Source organism: Dactylosporangium darangshiense, assembly GCF_039537565.1.
GTDB classification, from domain to species: domain Bacteria; phylum Actinomycetota; class Actinomycetes; order Mycobacteriales; family Micromonosporaceae; genus Dactylosporangium; species Dactylosporangium darangshiense.
Map to the genome: position 1 here is coordinate 29,042 of NZ_BAABAT010000023.1, position 19,173 is coordinate 48,214.

General features: G+C 71.7%; 18 protein-coding genes. 11 read left to right on the forward strand and 7 right to left on the reverse strand.

Annotated features, from left to right (window positions below):
• Positions 1–200 precede the first annotated feature (200 nt).
• The gene (locus ABD901_RS33710) at positions 201–842 is read left to right on the forward strand and encodes a GOLPH3/VPS74 family protein (protein WP_345133085.1); all 642 of its coding nucleotides are present in this window, start codon (positions 201–203) and stop codon (positions 840–842) included.
• A 6-nt stretch (positions 843–848) separates the two neighbouring features.
• On the opposite strand, the gene ABD901_RS33715 is transcribed toward ABD901_RS33710, so the two are convergent.
• Positions 849–1,736, reverse strand: a complete 888-nt coding sequence (locus tag ABD901_RS33715) for a LysR family transcriptional regulator (protein WP_345133087.1) — start codon at positions 1,734–1,736, stop codon at positions 849–851.
• 110 nt (positions 1,737–1,846) lie between these two features.
• Here ABD901_RS33715 and ABD901_RS33720 point away from each other — a divergent pair, with 110 nt between their 5' ends.
• Together ABD901_RS33720 and ABD901_RS33725 are read left to right on the forward strand one after the other, a co-directional pair.
• Positions 1,847–2,512 carry a cyclase family protein gene (locus tag ABD901_RS33720; RefSeq protein WP_345133089.1) on the forward strand — a complete coding sequence of 222 codons (666 nt, stop codon included), beginning with the start codon at positions 1,847–1,849 and terminating at the stop codon, positions 2,510–2,512.
• Positions 2,509–2,775, forward strand: coding sequence for a CBU_0592 family membrane protein (locus tag ABD901_RS33725; RefSeq protein ID WP_345133091.1), 267 nt, complete (start codon positions 2,509–2,511; stop codon positions 2,773–2,775). Before ABD901_RS33720 ends, ABD901_RS33725 begins: the two co-directional genes overlap by 4 nt.
• On the opposite strand, the gene ABD901_RS33730 is transcribed toward ABD901_RS33725, so the two are convergent.
• Positions 2,742–4,109 (reverse strand): hypothetical protein, encoded by a 1,368-nt coding sequence (locus tag ABD901_RS33730; protein WP_345133093.1) that lies wholly within the window; start codon positions 4,107–4,109, stop codon positions 2,742–2,744. The two genes, ABD901_RS33725 and ABD901_RS33730, sit on opposite strands and share 34 nt — an antisense overlap.
• Before the next feature lie 35 nt (positions 4,110–4,144).
• Positions 4,145–7,681: a DNA polymerase III subunit alpha gene (dnaE, locus tag ABD901_RS33735; RefSeq protein WP_345133094.1), complete on the reverse strand. Its 3,537-nt coding sequence runs from the start codon at positions 7,679–7,681 to the stop codon at positions 4,145–4,147.
• A gap of 366 nt (positions 7,682–8,047) precedes the next feature.
• Here dnaE and ABD901_RS33740 point away from each other — a divergent pair, with 366 nt between their 5' ends.
• The 6 genes from ABD901_RS33740 (at position 8,048) to ABD901_RS33765 (ending at position 13,130) form a co-directional block, all read left to right on the forward strand.
• Complete coding sequence (locus ABD901_RS33740) at positions 8,048–8,389, forward strand: MmcQ/YjbR family DNA-binding protein (protein ID WP_345133096.1); 342 nt, start codon at positions 8,048–8,050, stop codon at positions 8,387–8,389.
• Positions 8,390–8,614: 225 nt separating this feature from the next.
• A complete protein-coding gene (locus ABD901_RS33745; RefSeq protein WP_345133098.1) occupies positions 8,615–8,743 on the forward strand; it encodes a hypothetical protein in 129 nt (42 codons plus the stop codon).
• Between the two features lie 293 nt (positions 8,744–9,036).
• Positions 9,037–9,789 (forward strand): NUDIX hydrolase, encoded by a 753-nt coding sequence (locus ABD901_RS33750; protein ID WP_345133100.1) that lies wholly within the window; start codon positions 9,037–9,039, stop codon positions 9,787–9,789.
• Positions 9,786–10,733 carry a protein kinase family protein gene (locus tag ABD901_RS33755; RefSeq protein ID WP_345133101.1) on the forward strand — a complete coding sequence of 316 codons (948 nt, stop codon included), beginning with the start codon at positions 9,786–9,788 and terminating at the stop codon, positions 10,731–10,733. Before ABD901_RS33750 ends, ABD901_RS33755 begins: the two co-directional genes overlap by 4 nt.
• Positions 10,734–10,821: 88 nt before the next feature.
• Positions 10,822–11,787, forward strand: a complete 966-nt coding sequence (locus ABD901_RS33760) for a hypothetical protein (protein ID WP_345133103.1) — start codon at positions 10,822–10,824, stop codon at positions 11,785–11,787.
• Between the two features lie 161 nt (positions 11,788–11,948).
• Positions 11,949–13,130, forward strand: a complete 1,182-nt coding sequence (locus tag ABD901_RS33765) for an adenylosuccinate synthetase (RefSeq protein ID WP_345133105.1) — start codon at positions 11,949–11,951, stop codon at positions 13,128–13,130.
• A 36-nt stretch (positions 13,131–13,166) separates the two neighbouring features.
• On the opposite strand, the gene ABD901_RS33770 is transcribed toward ABD901_RS33765, so the two are convergent.
• Positions 13,167–14,876, reverse strand: a complete 1,710-nt coding sequence (locus ABD901_RS33770; protein WP_345133107.1) for a DEAD/DEAH box helicase — start codon at positions 14,874–14,876, stop codon at positions 13,167–13,169.
• Positions 14,877–14,987: 111 nt separating this feature from the next.
• Between ABD901_RS33770 and ABD901_RS33775 the strand changes: the two genes are divergently transcribed.
• Positions 14,988–15,425: a hypothetical protein gene (locus ABD901_RS33775; protein ID WP_345133109.1), complete on the forward strand. Its 438-nt coding sequence runs from the start codon at positions 14,988–14,990 to the stop codon at positions 15,423–15,425.
• Here the strand turns inward: ABD901_RS33775 and ABD901_RS33780 are convergent.
• Positions 15,412–15,951 carry an RNA 2'-phosphotransferase gene (locus tag ABD901_RS33780; RefSeq protein ID WP_345133110.1) on the reverse strand — a complete coding sequence of 180 codons (540 nt, stop codon included), beginning with the start codon at positions 15,949–15,951 and terminating at the stop codon, positions 15,412–15,414. The genes ABD901_RS33775 and ABD901_RS33780 overlap by 14 nt on opposite strands.
• Before the next feature lie 39 nt (positions 15,952–15,990).
• Entirely contained in the window at positions 15,991–16,548 is a 558-nt protein-coding gene (locus tag ABD901_RS33785; RefSeq protein WP_345133112.1) for a TetR/AcrR family transcriptional regulator, read from the reverse strand.
• A gap of 89 nt (positions 16,549–16,637) precedes the next feature.
• Between ABD901_RS33785 and ABD901_RS33790 the strand changes: the two genes are divergently transcribed.
• On the forward strand, positions 16,638–16,985 hold the full coding sequence (locus ABD901_RS33790; RefSeq protein ID WP_345133114.1) for a hypothetical protein: 348 nt from the start codon (positions 16,638–16,640) through the stop codon (positions 16,983–16,985).
• Between the two features lie 27 nt (positions 16,986–17,012).
• On the opposite strand, the gene ABD901_RS33795 is transcribed toward ABD901_RS33790, so the two are convergent.
• Complete coding sequence (locus tag ABD901_RS33795) at positions 17,013–19,169, reverse strand: MMPL family transporter (protein WP_345133116.1); 2,157 nt, start codon at positions 19,167–19,169, stop codon at positions 17,013–17,015.
• Between the last annotated feature and the right edge of the window lie 4 nt (positions 19,170–19,173).

A 19,173-nucleotide genomic window follows, 5' to 3' on the forward strand; every position in this document is an offset into this window, starting at 1 on the left:
ATCCTCGCATTCATCAAAGCGGACAACGCACTCTAGGGGCCGCGACGAAGATCGTGCAATCCCGAACGACCGCTTCACGAGGTGGTAACAATGCATTTCAACGGTACGGTTGAATCGTCCTTGCCGGATGCACTAGTCTTTCCAGGGCCACTCACCCGGGGTCGATTTCGTCGTGCGTCAGCACCGAGTCGAGAGGGATCATGACAGCTCCACGCCGGCTGCCGCTCGCCGACGAATTCTGGCTCCTTGCGCACCACGATTACTCGGGCCGGGCGCTGTGCGCGCCGCAGATACTCGGCGCCGCGATGGCCTCGTGCGTGCTGACGGAGCTGTGGCTGGCGCGGCAGGTCAACCTGGCTCAGGGCCGTATCGTCGTGGTGCCCCGCTCGGCGGTGCCCAACGACCCGGTCTGGGCCACGACGCTGCAGGAGCTGTCGGCACAGCCGGTGAACTATCCGCTGCGCGAATGGATCTCGCATTTGGCGCCGCAGGCACCCGCCATGGTGACCAAAAGGCTGGTCGGCGCCAATCTCGTGGAAGAGGTGCGAAGCGGACCGTTCGGTCGCCGAAAATACGTTCCGTTAGATCCGGTGATCGGCTCCAGTCCAGCGATCTTGCTCAATCACATGATCGAGAACTTCGACCGGCTCGACTATCAGACCGCGGTTCTCGCCGGGCATGCGCTCATCACCGGATTGGACTCCGAAATCGTTTCACCCGACGCGGTCGCGACCCGCAACGGGCTGCGCGCGATGGTCCGCGACCTGCCGCCCGACCTGCTCTCGGTGCTCGCGGCGCTGCAGTCCGTGGTCAGCGCCGCGCCGCTGCGCGTGAAACGCTGACGCACCTCAGCGCGCGACGGCCTTGAGGCACGCCAGGAGCGCCTCGACCGCCGGCAGCTGGGCGCGGCCGGCCGTCAGGTGGGCGTCCAGGCGGCGCGCACCGGCGCCCGGCAGGCTCGTCACCCGGATCTCGTCGCGGTTGACGCCGCGCAGTGCCAGGTCGGGGGCGATCGTGGCGCCGTGCCCGGCGGCGACCAGGGCGAGGACCGCCGGGTAGTCGACGCAGGCGTGCGCCCGGCGCGGGGTGAAGCCGCGTTCGCGGCCGAGGCGGTCGAGGACCTCGCCGGCCGTCGACGACGGCGGGCCGGCGACCCACGGGCGATCGGCCAGGTCGCCGTAGGAGTGGATCGGCGGCCAGCCGACGGGGACGACCACGCGGTACGGGTCCTCGCACAGCGGTACCACCGTCATCTGCCGGTGGGTCTGCGAGCCCTGCACCGCGTCGCGCTCGGTGATGGTCAGGTCGATGCCGCCGAGGCGCAGCTCCCGCAGCGCCGGCGCCCCGTCGAGCTCCGTGATCGAGCACGTGACGTCCGGGTGGTCGGCGGCCAGCCGCGCCATCGCCGGCACCAGCAGGTGGCGGATCACCGTCGGGAACGCCGCCACCCGGACCAGGCCGGCGGCGCGGCCGGACATGGCGGCCAGCTCGCGCTCGGCCTCGGCCAGCTCGCGGGCGATCGCCTCGGCCCGCGCCGCGAGCAGCCGGCCGGCGGCGGTCAGCACCGCCCGGCGGCCCGAGCGGTCGACCAGGGGCCGGCCGACGCTGTGCTCGAGTTGGGCCAGCTGCTGGGACACCGCCGACGGGGTCACGTGCAGGGCCGCGGCGGCGCCGGCGAGGCTGCCGCGGCGGGCGATCGCGGCCAGCACGGCCAGGCGGCGCGGGTCCAGGTCCATCGGCAATCCGTCTTCCGTCGGGCGTCCGTCCGGGTGTTCAGCGCTGCTGAAGTCGGGCTGTAGGAATCCTCGCTCACACGTTAGCTGCACTGGATGGCAGGATCGAGGGCGTGAAGCGCTTCGTCGATCTGAGCCACCCCGTCCGCGCCGGCATGGTGACCTACCCGGGGCTGCCCGGGCCCGTGGTGGGCGACCACCTGAGCCGGGACGCGTCCCGGGCGATCTACGCGCCGGGGACCGAGTTCCAGATCGGGCGCATCGAGATGGTCGCCAACACCGGGACCTACCTCGACACGCCCAGCCACCGCTTCGACGGCGGGTCGGACCTCGGCGGGGTGCCGCTGGAACGGGTCGCCGACCTCGACGGTGCGCTCGCCGACTGCGCCGGGCTCACGGCGATCACGGCGGCGGACCTGGACAAGGCGGTGGAGGGCTCGATCGAGGACGGGGCACTGCTCGTCGGTACCGGATTGGGCCGCCACTTCGGGACGGAGCACTACGGCGACCCGGCGGCGCCGTTCCTCACCCGCGACGCCGTGGAGTGGATCGTGCGGCGGCGGCCCGCGCTCGTCGGCATCGACTCGGTCAACGTCGACGACCGGCAGGACGGCGAGCGGCCCGCCCACACCGGCCTGCTCGCGGCCGGCATCTACGTCGTCGAGCACCTCACGGGCCTGGACGCCCTGCCGGCGCGCGGCTTCCGCTTCTCCGCGGTACCGCCGAAGGTCGAGGGCATGGGCACGTTCACGGTGCGCGCGTTCGCGGTGCTGTCGTGATCGCGTTCCTGGGCTGGGCCGGCGCCGCGCTGGTGCTGGCCGCCTACGCACTGGTCTCGTCCAAGAAGCTGGCCGGCGACGGCGCGACCTTCCAGCTCTTGAACATCGTCGGCGCCGTCGGGCTGGCCTGGAACTCCGCGGCCAGCCACGCCTGGCCCTCGGTCGCGATCAACGTGGCGTGGGTGGGCATCGGCGCGGTGGCCATGTTCCGCCTCGCGCGCCGCCAGGCTCACAGGGAGTACCAGGGCGCCCGGATGCGGTAGAAGACGAACTCGCCGGGCGTCGCGCACGCGAGGTAGGTGTGGCTCCACGTGCAGGCGTCCGGGCGGGCGTCGAGCGTGCCCAGCTCGCGGGCCGCGCCGCGCGAGGCGTCCACGCCGGTCCACGCGTACTGCCCCGGCGGCGGGACGGCCGGCAGCAGCAGGTAGCTGCCCTCGTCGAGGCGCGCCGCGCGCTTGCCGGGCCAACTGTTGACCGTCCGGCCGCCGGCGTCGAGCAGCGTCTCGGTGACCCCGATGGCCTGGGTGGCGGTGCGCAGCATGACGCGGTCGCCGACCGGCACCGCGAGGGACGGGCGCTCGGCCGCGATGCGGAACACGACCTCGCCGGTGTCGGTGTTGAGCTCGGTGAGGTGGTGCTCCTCGCCGACGCAGACGCGCTGCTCGCCGCACGCGGTCACGAACAGCGGCTGGGCCTGCGTGTCGGGCGACGACCAGGTCCACTGCGGCTTGCTCAGGTGCGTGCGGTCGTACACCCGCAGCTGGGCACCGGCGGCGCGGGGCGCGACGAAGATCTGGTCCTCGTAGGCGTACACCAGGTCGCCGGGGTCGGCGAGGCCCGTGCCGGCGCCGAGGACGTGCCCGCCGGCCAGCCCGACGACCTCGAGGCCGCGGTCGGCGGTGGCGCGCACGATGTGCGGGTCGACGGTCAGCGCCTCGTCGAGCGGCTCGCCGCTGGTCGAGGTCGGCACCTGCTGTCCGCTCCAGTTGTCGGTCGGCCACCAGGCGTTCGGGCCGCCGGGCTGGTCCCAGGCCGCCGTCTGGCGCCCGTTGCCGACGTCGGTCACGACCAGGCGCTGGTCGGCGGCGGAGTACCGCACGAAGTACTTGCCGATGAGCGACCAGCGGTCGCCGGCCTGCACGTCGAACGCGGCGAACGGCACGCCGTTGTTCGCGTTGAGCAGCGTGATCCGGCGGTGGCCGTCGGCGGCGGGCCGGCCCGTCACCTCGACCATGCCGCGGGCGGAGCGGAACGTGTCGACGTCGGTGAGGGCGGCGTTGGTCCACACCGCGGCGCCGGGCTTGTCGGCGTCGACGGCGCGCAGCTCGTAGCGGCCGTCGGCGGTCGCGTGGCCGAGGAAGGCGCGGCCGCCGTCGAGGTAGGCGCGCGCCCGTTCGGCGCCGTCCGGCAGGGCGACGCCGCCGATCCGATCGAGCCGGTCGAAGCCGTAGGGGCGCTGACTCACGCGGTACACCACCGTGAAAACCAGCAGGGCGACGGTCAGCACGATGACCGCGGACGCCGACCACCGCGCACGCCGTGACAGCCATAACGACCGACGCGGGCGCAGGTCGTCGGCCAGGGCGTGCGTATGCACCCGCCGACACTACATCGTGATCCGGCCGGTTGTTGTCATGAGAAGCTGTTCGGCCCCAGCAGCGCTTTCAGGTCGCCCTTGAGGGCCGTTGTCGGGTTGACGTGATAGGGCCCGAGGCGCAGCAGCGTGGTGCGCGAGCCGTGGCTGAGCTTCACGTGGACCTCGGCCTTGCCCGGGTGGTTGACCAGGATCTCCTTGAGCCGGTCGACCAGCGGCGGCGTGCAGCGGGTGGCCGGCAGCGACAGCACCACCGGGCGGTTCTCGTCGGCGGCGGAGACGTCCGGGATGGACAGGTCCATCGCCATCAGCCGCGGGGTCTCGTCGCGCCGGTCGATGCGGCCCTTGACCACCACGATCGCGTCCTCGGCGATGTACTGCCCGACGAGCTCGTAGGTGTTGGGGAAGAACAGCGCCTCGACCGCGCCGCCGAGGTCCTCCAGCGTGGCCGACGCCCACGGCTTGCCCTGCTTGGTGATGCGCCGCTGCACGCCGGTGAGCATGCCGGCGAGGGTGACCACGGCGCCGTCGGCGATCGCGCCCTCCTCGGACAGGGTGCTGATCGTCGTGTCGGCGGCCTTGGCCAGCACCGGCTCGAGGCCGAACAGCGGGTGATCGGACACGTACAGCCCGAGCATCTCCCGCTCGAACGTGAGCAGCTCGCGCTTGTCCCACTCGATCTGCGGGATCTGCACCGTCATCGCCGTGCCGCCGGACGCCGAGTCGTCGGCGCCGAACGCGTCGCCGAACAGGTCGAACTGCCCGATGGCCTCGTTCTTCTTGAGGTCGGCGTAATTGTCGATCGCGTCGGCGTGGATGGCCAGCAGGCCGCGGCGCGGGTGCTTCATCGAGTCGAACGCGCCCGCCTTGATCAGCGACTCGATGGTCTTCTTGTTGCACACGACGGCGTCGACCTTGGACAGGAAGTCGTCGAAGTCCTTGTACGGGCCGTTCTGCGTCTGCCGGCAGCGCGCGATCGCGTCGACGACGTTGTGCCCGACGTTGCGCACGGCGGCCAGGCCGAAGCGGATGTCCTTGCCGACCGGGGTGAACGGGCCGGCGGACTCGTTGACGTCGGGCGGCAGCACATCGATGCCCATGCGGCGGCACTCCGCCAGATACATGGCCATCTTGTCCTTGTCGTCGCCGACGCTGGTCAGCAGCGCCGCCATGTACTCGGCCGGGTAGTTCGCCTTGAGGTACGCCGTCCAGTACGACACCAGGCCGTAGCCGGCCGTGTGTGCCTTGTTGAAGGCGTAGTCGGCGAAGGGGACCAGCACGTCCCAGAGCTTCTGGATGGCCTCGTCGCTGTAGCCGTTGCCGCGCATGCCGTCGCGGAAGGGCACGAACTCCTTCTCGAGGACCTCTTTCTTCTTCTTGCCCATGGCCCGGCGCAGCAGGTCGGCCTGGCCCAGGGTGTACCCCGCCAGCTTCTGCGCGGCGCGCTGCACCTGCTCCTGGTAGACGATCAGCCCGTACGTCGGGCCGAGGATCTCCCTGAGCGGCTCCTCCAGCTGCGGGTGGATCGGAGTCATCTCCTGCTGCCCGTTCTTGCGCAGCGCGTAGTTGGTGTGCGAGTTGGCACCCATCGGGCCGGGCCGGTACAGGGCCAGCACGGCGGAGATGTCCTCGAAGTTGTCGGGCTTCATCAGTCGCAGCAGCGAGCGCATCGGCCCGCCGTCGAGCTGGAACACCCCGAGCGTGTCGCCGCGGGCCAGCAGCTCGTAGGCCGGCTTGTCGTCCAGCGGCAGCGAGAGCAGGTCGAGCTCGATCCCGCGCCGTTTGATGTTCTTCACGGCGTCGTCGATGATCGTCAGGTTTCGCAGCCCGAGGAAGTCCATCTTCAGCAGGCCGAGCGTCTCGCAGGTCGGGTAGTCGAACTGCGTGATGATCGCCCCGTCGGCGTCGCGGCGCATGAGCGGCACGTGCTCGATCAGCGGCTCCGCGGACATGATCACGCCGGCGGCGTGCACGCCGGTCTGGCGGATCAGCCCCTCGAGGCCCTTGGCGGTGTCGACGACCTTCTTCACGTCCGGATCGCTGTCGTACAGCGCCCGGAACTCGACGGCCTCGGAGTACCGCGGATGGTTGGGGTCGAAGATCCCCGACAGCGGGATGTCCTTGCCCATCACCGCGGGCGGCATCGCCTTGGTGATCTTGTCGCCGACCGCGAACGGGAAGCCCAGCACCCGGGCCGAGTCCTTGATCGCGGCCTTGGCCTTGATCGTGCCGAACGTCGCGATCTGCGCGACCCGGTCCTCGCCCCACTTCTCGGTGACGTACCGGATGACGTCGCCGCGCCGGCGCTCGTCGAAGTCGATGTCGATGTCGGGCATCGAGACGCGGTCGGGGTTGAGGAACCGCTCGAAGATCAGCCCGTGCGGCAGCGGGTCGAGGTCGGTGATCCCCATCGCGTAGGCGACCAGGCTGCCCGCGGCCGACCCACGCCCGGGCCCGACGGCGATGCCCTCGTTCTTGGCCCACAGGATGAAGTCCGAGACCACGAGGAAGTACGCCGGGAAGCCCATCTTCACGATCATGTCGGCCTCGTAGTCGGCCTGCCGCTGGTGCTCCTCGTCGATGCCGTTCGGGAAGCGCCGCTGCATGCCGCGCGCTACCTCGGCCCGGAAGAACGACTCCTCGGTCTCCCCGTCCGGCACCGGGAAGCGCGGCATCAGGTTGCGGAACTCGAACATCCCGTCGGTGTCGACCTTCTCCGCCACCAGCAGCGTGTTCTTGCAGCCCTGCTGCCAGATCTCCGACGAGTCGACCGCGCGCATCTCGTCGGCGGACTTGAGGTAGTAGCCCGACCCGCCGAACCGGAACCGGTTGGGATCGTTGATGTTCGCCGCCGTCTGCACGCACAGCAGCACGTCGTGGGCCTCGGCCTGCGCCTGGTGCGTGTAGTGCGAGTCGTTGGTCACCACCGGCGGGATGCTCAGCCGCTTGGAGATCTCGGTGAGCCCCTCCCGGACCCGCTTCTCGATGTCGAGCCCGTGGTCCATGACCTCGAGGAAGTAGTTGTCCTTGCCGAAGATCTCCTGGTACTTCGCGGCGGCCTTCAGCGCCTCGTCGAACTGGTCCAGCCGCAGCCGCGTCTGCACTTCCCCCGACGGGCAGCCGGTCGTGGCCATCAGCCCTTCGGCGTGCTCGGCGATGATCTCGGCGTCCATCCGGGGCCACTTCACGAAGTGCCCCTCGATCGAGGCCCGGGAGTTGAGCCGGAAGAGGTTGTGCAGGCCGGTCCGGTTGCGCGCCCAGATGGTCTTGTGCGTGTAGCCACCGGAGCCGGAGACGTCGTCGTCCTTCTGGTCCGGCCGCCCCCAGCGGATGCGCTGCTTGGTGAGCCGCGACTCGGGCGCCACGTAGGCCTCGACGCCGAGGATCGGCGTGACACCGGCCGACTTCGCCTGCTTGTAGAAGTCGTAGGCGCCGTGCATGTTGCCGTGGTCGGTGATCGCCACGGCGGGCATGCCGAGCCGGTTGGCCTCGGCGAACATCTCCTTGAGACGGGCCGCACCGTCGAGCATGGAGTACTCGGTGTGCACGTGGAGATGCACGAACGAGTCGGCCATGCTCAACCCCCTGAGGCTAGGTCTGACGCTATCGGCGGGTCAGCCTATCCACCTCAGCCCCGCAACACACCGACCGACACTGCCATGTGCTCGGGATCGCTTCGTGTCGCCGCCGCCGATCGCGACATTCCGGGCCGCCGCTCGCACAGCGCAACCCCGGCGTCGCGCTGCGCCGTCTCCGCGCCGCCATGTCCCACTTCGGGCCGCGGGTGGCATTTTGGTAGGGGTTGGGCCTTGCTAGCTGCGGCGATGGAGATCGACCGCGGGGTGATCGGAAAGGTCAACAAATGGGGAAAATCGGATCCCAGGAAAAGTGTCGTACCGGGCTGTTACACCAGAGTTATGGGATTGCGGACCGTACGCGGCGTGAGCGTCGAAGAGGCGCTCCGGATGGTTCTCATGCTGCCCGAGGTCGACCAGCGCCAACACGGCAACCACATCGGCTTCCGGGTGCGGGACAAGGGTTTTGCCTACCTGTGCGCCGACGACTGGACCATGCTCGTCAAGGCGTCGAGGGAGGATCAGGCGGCGCTGGTCGAGGACGACCCGCGGGCGTACAAGAAGGCCCATACCTCCGGGCGGGTCGGCTGGGTGCAGGTGCGGCTGCGGAAGGCGCACGAGGACGAGGTCGCCGACCTGATCACGGAGGCGTGGCGGATGACGGCGCCCCGGCTGATCGTGGCGCGGGCCGAGCTGCCGTTGTGCTGAGCCGCCCTCTGCCTCGCCCCGCCTGACCACCGCCGCCCGTCCACGGCCACGGCCCTCAACCGGCTCCCAGCGGCGCGGGCGGCGGTGGCCGCGAGGCGCTCGGGGCAGGGCGGCGCGCCGCGAAGGGCCGCGTGTGGTTGGTCAGCGGGCGGCGGAGGATGGCGTGATCAAGCCGCGGCCGGCGGGCTCGGGCCGGATGACGTGCTCGGATTGGTGGATCAACTGGTGCATGCGCGCCTGCTGGTGGCGGGGCCGGGCGGGCACATGCCGCACCGCAGCGAGCTGGTTCGCGCCGCCGTCGCGGCTCAGGTCTCCGCGGCCAGCAGCCACCACCTCCGGGCAACGCTGGCATAGCGAGGTCGGCCGGCATTTTCTCTCCGCGTGGGACCCGCCGACCGCCACCAATCGGCCTGATGCCGACCGTCGGCCGCCGGCGTCACGCCGGTTGATGGCACCCAACGCGGAACATACGTTTCGTGCGCTTTTATCTGCTTTCGGGGTATAAGTCCGACATATCGCGCAATTCGAGTGACGGGTCGCCGACAGGAAAAGGGCGTTGCGCGGGTGCAGGGGTCCGGCTTATGTTGTTCTCAGTTCGAGAAGTACTCAAGCCGAGAAAGACTCTGACTGAGAAGGACTGCGGCGCCGTGACGAACGAAGATGCGGACTTCCTCGCCAGCTACGACCCGCGCGCCTATCCGCCCGTGGCCGTCACCGTCGACGTCGTCGCGTTCACCATTCGGGACGGGGCGCTGCACGTGCTGCTGGTGCGGCGAGCCTGTCCGCCCATGAAGGACATGTGGGCGCTGCCCGGCGGGTTCGTCGGCGAGTGGGAGGACCTGCCGACCGCGGCCGCGCGGGAGCTGGCCGAGGAGACCGGGGTCGCCTCGGCCAACCGGCGGCTGCACCTCGAGCAGCTGGGGACCTACGGGGCGCCGGACCGCGATCCGCGGATGCGGGTCTTCTCCGTCGCGTACCTCGCCTTCGCGCCGCACCTGCCCGATCCCGTGTCGGGGACCGATGCGCGCGAAGCGGCCTGGGTGCCGATGGACGACCGGCCGGAAGGGCTCGCGTTCGACCACACGACGATCCTGGCCGACGGGCTCGAGCGGGCGCGGTCCAAGCTCGAGTACTCGCCCCTCGCAACGCGGTTCGTCGGGGAGGAGTTCACGATCGCGGAGCTGCGGGCCGTGTACGAGACGGTCTGGGGGGAGCAGCTGCACGCCGGGAACTTCCACCGCAAGGTCCTGTCGGTGCCGGGGTTCATCGAGGGCACCGGTGCCACCACCGAGCGGGGCGGTGCGCGGGGCGGGCCCCGGGCCAAGCTCTACCGCGCCGGCGATGCGCAGCTGCTGCACCCGGCCCTGCTCATGCCGAGCCGGGAGGAGACGGTGCGATGAACACCGACGAGGCCATCGCCCTGGTCGAGGGGGCCACCGCCGAGGAGCTGTTCGGCGGGGCGGACGCCCACCAGCAGTACCGGGCGCTGGCCAAGCTGATCCACCCGGACGCGATCGGGCCGCGCGGGACGAAGGCGTTCGCGCGCCTGTCCGAGCTGTGGCGCAGCCGCGGGACGATTCGCAGTGCGCGCGGGGTGTACTCCACGACGACGCTCGAGCACCGCGGCGACCTCGCCAACCTGTACAAGGTGCCCGAGGGGCATCTCAAGCTGGTCCGCGACCCGGCGTGCAACGACCTCATGGCCCGGGAGGCGGCGGCGCTGCGCCGGATGGCCGAGCACGCCGACCCGAGGTACCTGCCGTACGTGCCACGGCTGGTGGACACGTTCCGCCACAAGGCCGACGGGACCGCCCGGCGGGGCAACGTCATCGGCGTTTCGGCGACGCGGCTGCACAGCCTCGCGGAGGTGCAGCGCAAGCGGCCGCACGGGCTCGACCCGAGGGACGCCGCGTGGATGTGGCGGCGGCTGCTCGTCGGGCTCGGCACGGCACACCGGGCCGGCGTCGTGCACGGCGCGGTACTGCCCGAGCACGTCCTCATCGAGCCCGGCGACCACGGCGTCGTCCTCGTCGACTGGTGCTACAGCGCCAGCGAGCCGGGCGAGCGCATCGCCGCGATCGTCCCGCGGCACCGCGACCGTTACCCCGCCGAGGTCCTCGACCGCGGCGAACCCGGGCCGTACACCGACCTGGCCATGGCCGCTGGGCTCATGGCCGACCTCATGGGCGATCGCGCACCGAAGGCGCTGCGCCGATTCGCCGACGGCTGCCGGCTCGCCTCACCCCGGCAACGGCCCGACGACGCGTGGCGGCTGCTCGCCGAGCTGGACGAGCTGCTGCACCGCCTCTACGGCCCCCGCAAGTTCCGGCCATTCGCCATCTGACCAAGAACAAAAAACGCACCCTGACCAAGCACAAAACGCACCCTGACCAAGAACAGAAACGCTCTGACCAAGCACAGGGAGTACCAAAATGGGCAGTGGAACCTGGTCGACCGATGTCTATGACGCCGCCGACCGATACCGGCGGGCCACCGGCACGAGCGCCTTCGCCTACAGCGACTCCGGCGCCCGCACCGTGCACAAGGCCCTCGACCCGAAGGGCGTCGCCGCCCGGGAGAGCCGCGACTCCGACGAGCACCCGAACTCCGTGGCCATCGCCGTGCTCTTCGACGTGACCGGCTCGATGGGCTCGGTGCCGCGGGTGCTGCAGCAGAAGCTCCCGCAGCTGCTCGGGCTGCTGCTGCGCAAGGGCTACGTCAAGGACCCGCAGATCCTCTTCGGCGCCATCGGCGACGCCACTTGCGACCGCGTGCCGCTGCAGGTCGGGCAGTTCGAGTCGGACAACCGGCTCGACGAGGACCTCGGGCGCTTCGTGCTCGAGGGCGGCGGTGGCGGGCAGATGACCGAGTCGTACGAGCTCGCGATGTATTTCATGGCCCGGCGTACCAGCATCGACTGCTTCGAGAAGCGCGGCCGGCGCGGGTACCTGTTCATCATCGGCGACGAGCAGGCCTACCAGCGGGTCAAGCCCGCCGAGGTGGAGAAGGTCATCGGCGACCGGCTCGCCGAGCCGATCGGGCTGCGGGCGATCGTGGACGAGGTGCGCCGCACCTACGACACGTACTACATCCTGCCGGCCGGCTCGTCCTACGCCGGCAACGCCACGATCCTCGACTTCTGGCGCGACCTGCTCGGCCAGAACGTCATCGCACTCGACGACCTCGACGCGGTGTGCGAGACGATCGCGCTGACCGTCGGGCTCGGCGAGGACACCATCGACCTCGACGAGGGCCTGGCCGACCTGCAGGAGGTCGGCTCGGGCGCGGCCGAGAGCGTGGGCAAGGCCCTCGCCCGCATCGGCAGCGGCCGCGCACCGGTCGCCACCGGCTCCACCCCGTCCGACCTGGCCGACCCGGTCAGCGTCGAACGCCTCTAGCGAAGACCCCGTCCGACCTGGCCGGCCCGGCCAGCGTCGAGCGCCTGTAACGAAGACCCCGTCCGACCTGGCCGGCCCGGCCAGCGTCGAGCGCCTGTAACGAAGACCCGCCGGGTGCCGTCGAGGGGGCGGCATCCGGCACCGGGCGAGGAGGACCAGCGATGCACATCATCGTCGTCGACCTGGGCTTCGGCGACTGCGGCAAGGGCACCGTGGTCGACTACCTGTGCGCCACGCGCGACGTCCACACCGTCGTGCGCTTCAACGGGGGCGCGCAGGCGGCGCACACCGTCGTGCTCGCCGACGGGCGCAAGCACACGTTCGCGCAGTTCGGCGCCGGATCGCTGCGGGCCGGGGTGCGCACGCACCTGTCGCGCTTCATGGTCGTCGACCCGCTGTCGCTGGTCACCGAGGCCGAGCACCTCGTCGCGCTCGGCGCGCGCGACGTCTGGGGCCGGCTCAGCGTGGACCGGGCGGCGCTGATCTCCACGCCGTACCACCGCGAGGCCAACCGCGCCAAGGAGATCGCCCGCGGGGCGGAGCGGCACGGCTCGTGCGGGATGGGCGTCGGGGAGACGATGGCGTACGCCCTGTCGCACCCCGGCGACGCGCCGCGCGCGGGCGACTGCGCCGAGCCCGCGCTGCTGCGCCGCAAGCTCACCCTGCTGCGGGACCGCCTCGGCGCCGGCGGCCCGCCGGTGGAGGCATGCCTGGCCGCCTACGAGGGGTTCGCGGCGACGGCGCGCCTGGTCGACGGCTTCCGCCCGGAGGGGCCCTGTGTGTTCGAGGGTGCGCAAGGGGTACTCCTGGACGAGTGGCACGGCTTCCACCCGTACACGACGTGGAGCACCACCACCTTCGCCAACGCCGAGGAGCTGCTGGACGGCGCGCCGGCCTTCCGCCTCGGCGTCCTGCGCACGGTGACGACCCGGCACGGGGCCGGCCCGCTGCCGACCGAGGACAGGGCGCTGGGCATCACCGACCCGAACAACCCCGCCAACGACTGGCAGGGGCCGTTCCGGGTCGGGCACTTCGACGCGCCGCTGCACCGGTACGCGCTGCAGGTGTGCGGCGGCGTCGACGGCCTGGCCCTGACCCACCTCGACCTGCGGGTGCACCGGATCTGCCGCTCCTACCGGGTCAACCCGCTGCGCGCCGGCGCGCCCGGCGACCTCGAGCGGCAGGAGGCGATGACCCGGGCCCTCGACGCCGCCGAGCCCGAGTACGCGCGGGTGACCGACTGGGTGCGCACCGTCGAGGACGAGCTCGGCGCCGGCGTCGTGCTCGAGTCGTGGGGGCCGGCCGCCGAGGACAAGAAGTCGTCCGTGCGGCTGACGCCCTGACCTGCGCCGGCCCCGGCGGCGCGAGGCTGCGCCGGGCTAGACCGGGCGCTGGCGCTCGCGGCGCACGACCGGCCGGCGGCCCTTGAGGGTGGTGCGGCGCAGCGTGTCGATGACCTCGTCGACGGCGCCGTCGGGGACCTCGACCAGCGAGAACCGGTCGGTGATCTCGATCGCGCCGATGTCGCGGCCGGACAGGCTCGACTCGCCGGTGATGGCGCCGACCAGGTCCTGCGGCCGGATGCCGGCCGCGCGGCCCGCGCCGACGAACAGGCGCGTCATGCCGCCGGCCGGGGTGCGCCGGCCGCCGGCGTCGCGGCCGCGCGGGCGGCCGTCGGGCTCCCGCACGCTCACCCGGCGGCCGGGGCGTTCCTCGCGCTCGCGGGGTTGCCGCACCGGTACCTCGGGAATCTCCTCCTGGTCGCCTTCGCCGACGCCGGTCGCCTCATGGGCGAGCTTGACGGCGGCGAGCGCGATCTCGATCGGGTCGAACTCGTCGGCGAGGGACTCGACGACCACCCGGAAGCGCTCGAGGCCGTTGTCGGCGATGAGGCTCTCCTGCAGCGACGCGCGGGTCAGCTCGAGGCGGCGGGCGTGCAGGTCGGCGACCGAGGGCACCTTCTCGATGGCGATGCGCTGCTTGGTGACCCGCTCGATGGTCTTGAGCATGCGGTGCTCGCGCGGCTCGGCGAGGGTGATCGCGACGCCCTCGCGCCCGGCCCGCCCGACGCGGCCGATGCGGTGCACGTAGGACTCCGGCGCCGACGGCACGTCGTAGTTCACCACGTGGGTGAGGTGCTCGACGTCGAGGCCGCGCGCGGCCACGTCGGTGGCCACGAGCAGGTCCGCGGTGCCGTTGCGCAGCCGCGCCATCACCCGGTCGCGCTGCTCCTGGCCCATGCCGCCGTGGAGGGCCTCGGCGCGGTACCCCCGCCCGTTCAGCGTCTCGGTGAGCTGGTCGACCTCGTCGCGCGTGCGGCAGAACACGATCGCGGCGCCCGGCGCCTCGACGTCCAGGACGCGGCCGAGGGCGGCGGGCTTGTGCGCCCGCGACACGACGTAGGCGACCTGGCGCACCAGCGGCGCCTCGCCCGACGGGGTGGGCTCGCGGCCGATCTGGATGCGCACCGGGTTGTTGAGGTGGCTGCGGGCCAGCCCGTCGATGCGCGGCGGCATCGTCGCCGAGAACAGCACCGTCTGGCGGTCCTCCGGCGTCTCGGCCAGGATCGCCTCGATGTCCTCGGCGAAGCCCATGTCGAGCATCTCGTCGGCCTCGTCGAGCACGACGACGTGCAGGTCGTGCAGGCGCAGCGTGCCCCGCCCGATGTGGTCCAGCGCCCGGCCGGGTGTGGCCACGACGACGTCGACGCCGAGCTCGAGGGAGCGCAGCTGCCGGCCGATGGGCTGACCGCCGTAGATGGGCACCACGCGCACGCCCAGGTCCTTGCCGTAGCGGTGGACGGCCTCCGACACCTGCACCGCCAGCTCGCGGGTCGGCACCAGCACGAGCGCCGACGGGTTGTCGCCGGGCGGCTGGGGCAGGCTCTGCAGCAGCGGCAGGGCGAATGCGGCGGTCTTGCCGGTGCCGGTGGCGGCCTGTCCGAGCAGGTCACGGCCCTCGAGCATCGGCGGGATGGCCTCGCGCTGGATCGGGGTGGGCTCCTCGTAGCCAAGGCCGGTCAGGGCCTTGAGCAGCTCATCCCGCAGCCCCAGCTCGGCGAAGCCGGTGGTGTCCTCTTCGTAGGTCACGGGATTTGCTCCTCACTAAGGCATGGCATGCGCTTCCAGCATCCCAAACGCCCGATCCGGGCCCGGTGGCGCGGTGGCCGGGTGTGATCTGCGACCGGTTAGGGTTTCCCGATGCCGGACGATCGGAACCCTCGCGACGGCGGCGATGTGGGCTGGCGCGAGCAGCGCGCACGGGCCGTCGCGCACCACGGCGCGGAGCTGGAACGGCGCCGCGGGGAGGAGGCGGCGAAGGCCTCGGCCCTCATCGCCGGGTTCGTTGCCGCCGCGCGCGAGGCGAACCTGGCGCCGGAGCCGCTGCGCGCGCGCTCATACACGGGCCGTTCCTATCGGACATCACTTCGGGGTTGGTACCTCAACCCGGCCCGCACCATCGCGGTCTCCGCGGCCGGGGAGTACTACTCGCTGCTCGTCCCGCCGTCGGCGAAGGCCTGGCTGACCGGCGCCGACCCGCAGCCCCAGCCGCCGCGGCTGATCGTCGGCGAGGGCGCCCGCGACGGCGAGTCGATCCCCCTGGCGACCCTGCTGGAGCGGTTGCTCACGCGCGGATGAACTGCGGGGGTACCTCGTCGGCGAGCCAGACCCCGTTGTCCGACCGGTAGAACGCGTGCCCCGCGCGGGACATCTCCCCCGCGAGCACGGTCAGGATGACGATCGCGCCGCCGCGGCGCGCGCCGACCCGACGGGCGGTGCCGGTGTCCGGCGAAAGGTGCACGTGGTGGCGGCCGCCCTTGTTCAGGCCGGTCGCCTGGATGGAGGCGAGCGAGCCGGCGCTCGTGCCGTGGAAGAGCAGCTCCGGCGGGTCCGCCGGCTCCAGGCCGAGCTCGACCGGGACCGAGTGGCCCTGGTTGGCCCGGATACGCTCGACGCCGTCTTCGCCGACGGCCACGGCGAAGCGCTGCTTGTCGTTGCCCGCGACGACCTCGTCGAGGGCCGCGCGGTCGATGCCGAGGGCGGCGAGCAGCTCGGCGACCGGCACCCACCCGGCGGCGTCGAGCGTGATCCCGATGCGCGCGGGGTCGTGGCGCAGGGCCTTCGACATCCGTTTACTGATCTTGACTAACTGGGCGTATTCCATAACGCGTCCGATTGTGCGCCGCGGAGGCCACCCGGCTCATCACCTTTTTGCGCGCAGGCCGTCCAGGACGACCGCCACGGTGCGCGCCCGGGCCGCCTCCGGGGCCCAGCGCGCCGCGTGCGAGGCCCCGACGAGCACGGCGACGACCTCGACCGGTCCCACGTCGGGCCGCAACGCGCCGGCGTCGCGGGCACGCAGCACGAGCGCCTCGACGGCCCCGAGCAACTCTGCGCGCACCTCGCCGAACACGCTGGACACATCGACGCCCGCCCCCGCGAGGGCGTCGGCGAACGCGTTCTTGGCCGCGCTCTGCGCGACGACGTGCTCGAGGAAGCCGAACAGCGCCGCGCCGGCGTCGGGCTCGGCGTATGCGGCCCGGGCGTGCTCGGCCAGGCCGCGCAGCCGCTCGACGAGCACCGCCTCCAGCAACGCCTCCTTCGTCGGGAAGTGCCGGAAGACGGTGCCGATGCCGACGCCCGCGCGCCGCGCCACCGCCTCGGTCGGCGCCCCGACGCCCTCGGCGGCAAAGACGTCCTGCGCCGCCTCGAGGACCCGCTCCCGGTTGCGCCGAGCGTCGGCGCGCAATGGCTTGCTCACCTCACCATCTCACCACCTTTGACATTCGGAGTGGCTACTCCGTATCGTAAGCGGAGTAGCCAGTCCGATTCAGGGTTCCGGAGGTTCCCATGGCGCTCACCGTCCTGCTCGCCCTCGTCGCCGGCTTCTTCGCGGGCAACGGGTTGCCGTACTTCCTGCAGGGCAGCCTCGGCGAGGGCCGCAACCCGTCGCCGTTCCCGGACCGCCCCGCGGTCGCCGTGGCCACCGGCGTCGGCTGCTTCCTCATCGCGGGTACCGCATGGGCGTTCGCGAACGTGAGCGAGCACCCCCTGGCGGGCTGGCTCGCGGCCGGCGCCGGCGTCCTCGCGGTCGGCCTGATCCACGCCCGCACCTGGCGCGACGCCGACCCGTGGGGCAAGCGCACCCGCCGGGCCGCCGCAGCGGCCCGGCGGGCTACATCCGTCGAGTCAGTTTGAGCCGTCGGATCGGTTTGAGCTGTCGGATCAGTTTGAGCCGACCGGCACCTGGGGCGGGGCCGGCGCGCGCTCGGCCCCGCTGCGGTTGACGTCGCCGTGCCCCGGCCACCAGGCGGCGTGCCCGAGGAGCGCGGTGAGCGACGGCACCAGGAACATCGACATCACGAACGCCGAGAGCAGGATGCCGGCCGCCACCGAGAACCCGATCTGCTGCAGGAAGGAGACCGGCGCGAGGGCCAGCACCGCGAAGGTGCCCGCCAGGATCAGGCCCGCCGCCGCGACGGACGGGCCGCCGTGCTGCACGCCGAGCGCCGCGGCCTTGCGGGGCTCATTGCCGGCCCGGGCCTCCTCGCGCAGCCGGGCGATCATGAGGATGTTGTAGTCGGTGCCGATCGCGAGGACGAACAGGTACAGCACGATCGGCAGCTGGAAGGTCACCCCGGGCCGGCCGGCCACGCCCTGGAACAGGTAGATGGCGGAGCCGAGCGTCGCCGCGAAGTTGAGCAGCACCGCGACCACCAGGTAGACCGGCGCCACGACGCTGCGCAGCAGCAGGGCGAGGATGATCGCGATGAGCAGCGCCGCGATCGGCAGGATCACCGACAGGTCGCGGGTGTTGGCCGAGTTGATGTCCGCGTAGATGGCCGTGGTACCGCCGATCAGCACCTTGGTGCCGGGCGGCGCGACGGCGTGCAGGTCGCCGCGCAGGTGGTCGTGCACCAGGTCGATCGCCTCGTTGGACGCCGGGTTCACGTTGAGCAGCAGGCTGTAGACGGCGACCGTGCCGTCGGCCGACGTCGCCGGTGGCTGCACGCCGCCGACCCCGTTCACCTTCGCGGCGTCCGCCGCGAACCGATCCAGCTGCGCGGGCGTGAGCCGGCTGCCGTCGCTCGTGGTCAGGTACGCCAGGGTGGGGTCGAGCGCGCCCTGCGGGAAGCCGCGCTCCAGGTCCGCGGCCGCCTTGGCGGACTCGGTCGTGCTCGGGAAGCCGGCCGCGAAGTCGTAGTCCGCCTTGAACATCAGTGCCCCGCTGGCGAGGGCGATCAGCACCAGGCCGGAGGCGACGGCCGTCACCGCCGGACGCCGGCCGACCGCCGCGCCGATCCGCGCGAACGCGGTGCCCTTCGGCTCGCGCTTCCACGCCTTCGACGGCCAGAACGTCGCCGGCCCGATCAGGCTGACGAGGGCCGGGATCAGGGTGAGCCCGGTGACGAGCATGACGAAGACCGCGATGGCCAGCGCCGGCCCGAGCGATCCGAACCCGCCGAACGTGGCCAGCAGCAGCACCAGGAAGGCGACGATGACCGCGGCGGCGGCCGACGTGATGACCTCGCCGACCCGGGCGACGGCGTACACCATCGCGCTCTTCTTGTCCGCGCCGGCGCGCAGCCGTTCCCGGTAGCGGAACAGCAGGAACAGCATGTAGTCGGTGCCGATGCCGTACAGCACGATCAGCAGCAGCGTCTGCAGGCTCTGGTCGACGTTGAAGCCGAACGCCTTGCCGGCCGTCGCGATCAGGTTCGACGAGACCTGCAGTACCACGCTGATGACCACGATCGGCAGCAGCGCGGCGATCGGGCTGCGGAAGATGAGCAGGATCAGCAGGATGATGAGCGCGAAGGTGGCCGAGCCGACCACCGTGAACGCGGTGTTGAAGGTGTCGTTGTTGTCCACGACCTGCGCGATCTGCCCGGCGACGCCCGCGCTCAGCCCGGTGCCGGCCAGGCTGGTCTTGATGACGTCGCGGGTCTTGGTCACCGCGTCCATCTGACCCTGGGCGTCGGTCAGGGCCGCGGTGATGGGCACGTTGATCAGCTGCACCAGCTTGTTCGGCGCGACGGCCTGGGGGCCGGTCACCGGCTGGCCGATCCCGGCGATGTGCGCGCCGGCGATCGCGGTGGACAGCGCACCGACCCGGTCCTGGTCGGCCTGTGTCAGCTCGCCGCCGTCGGAGCGCTTCACCACCACGATGGCGGTGGACGTGGCCTGCTCCGGGAACGCGGTCTTGGACAGGTTGATCGCTTGCACCGACTCGTAGCTGCCGGGCAGGAAGCTGCCCTGGTCGCCGCTGGTGATGTCGGAGAGGTTGGGCAGCAGGCCGATGATCAGGAACGCCCCGACCAGCCAGCCGCCGATGACCCACCAGGCCCGCCGCACGACGAACCTGCCCCATCTGTCGAACATCGAA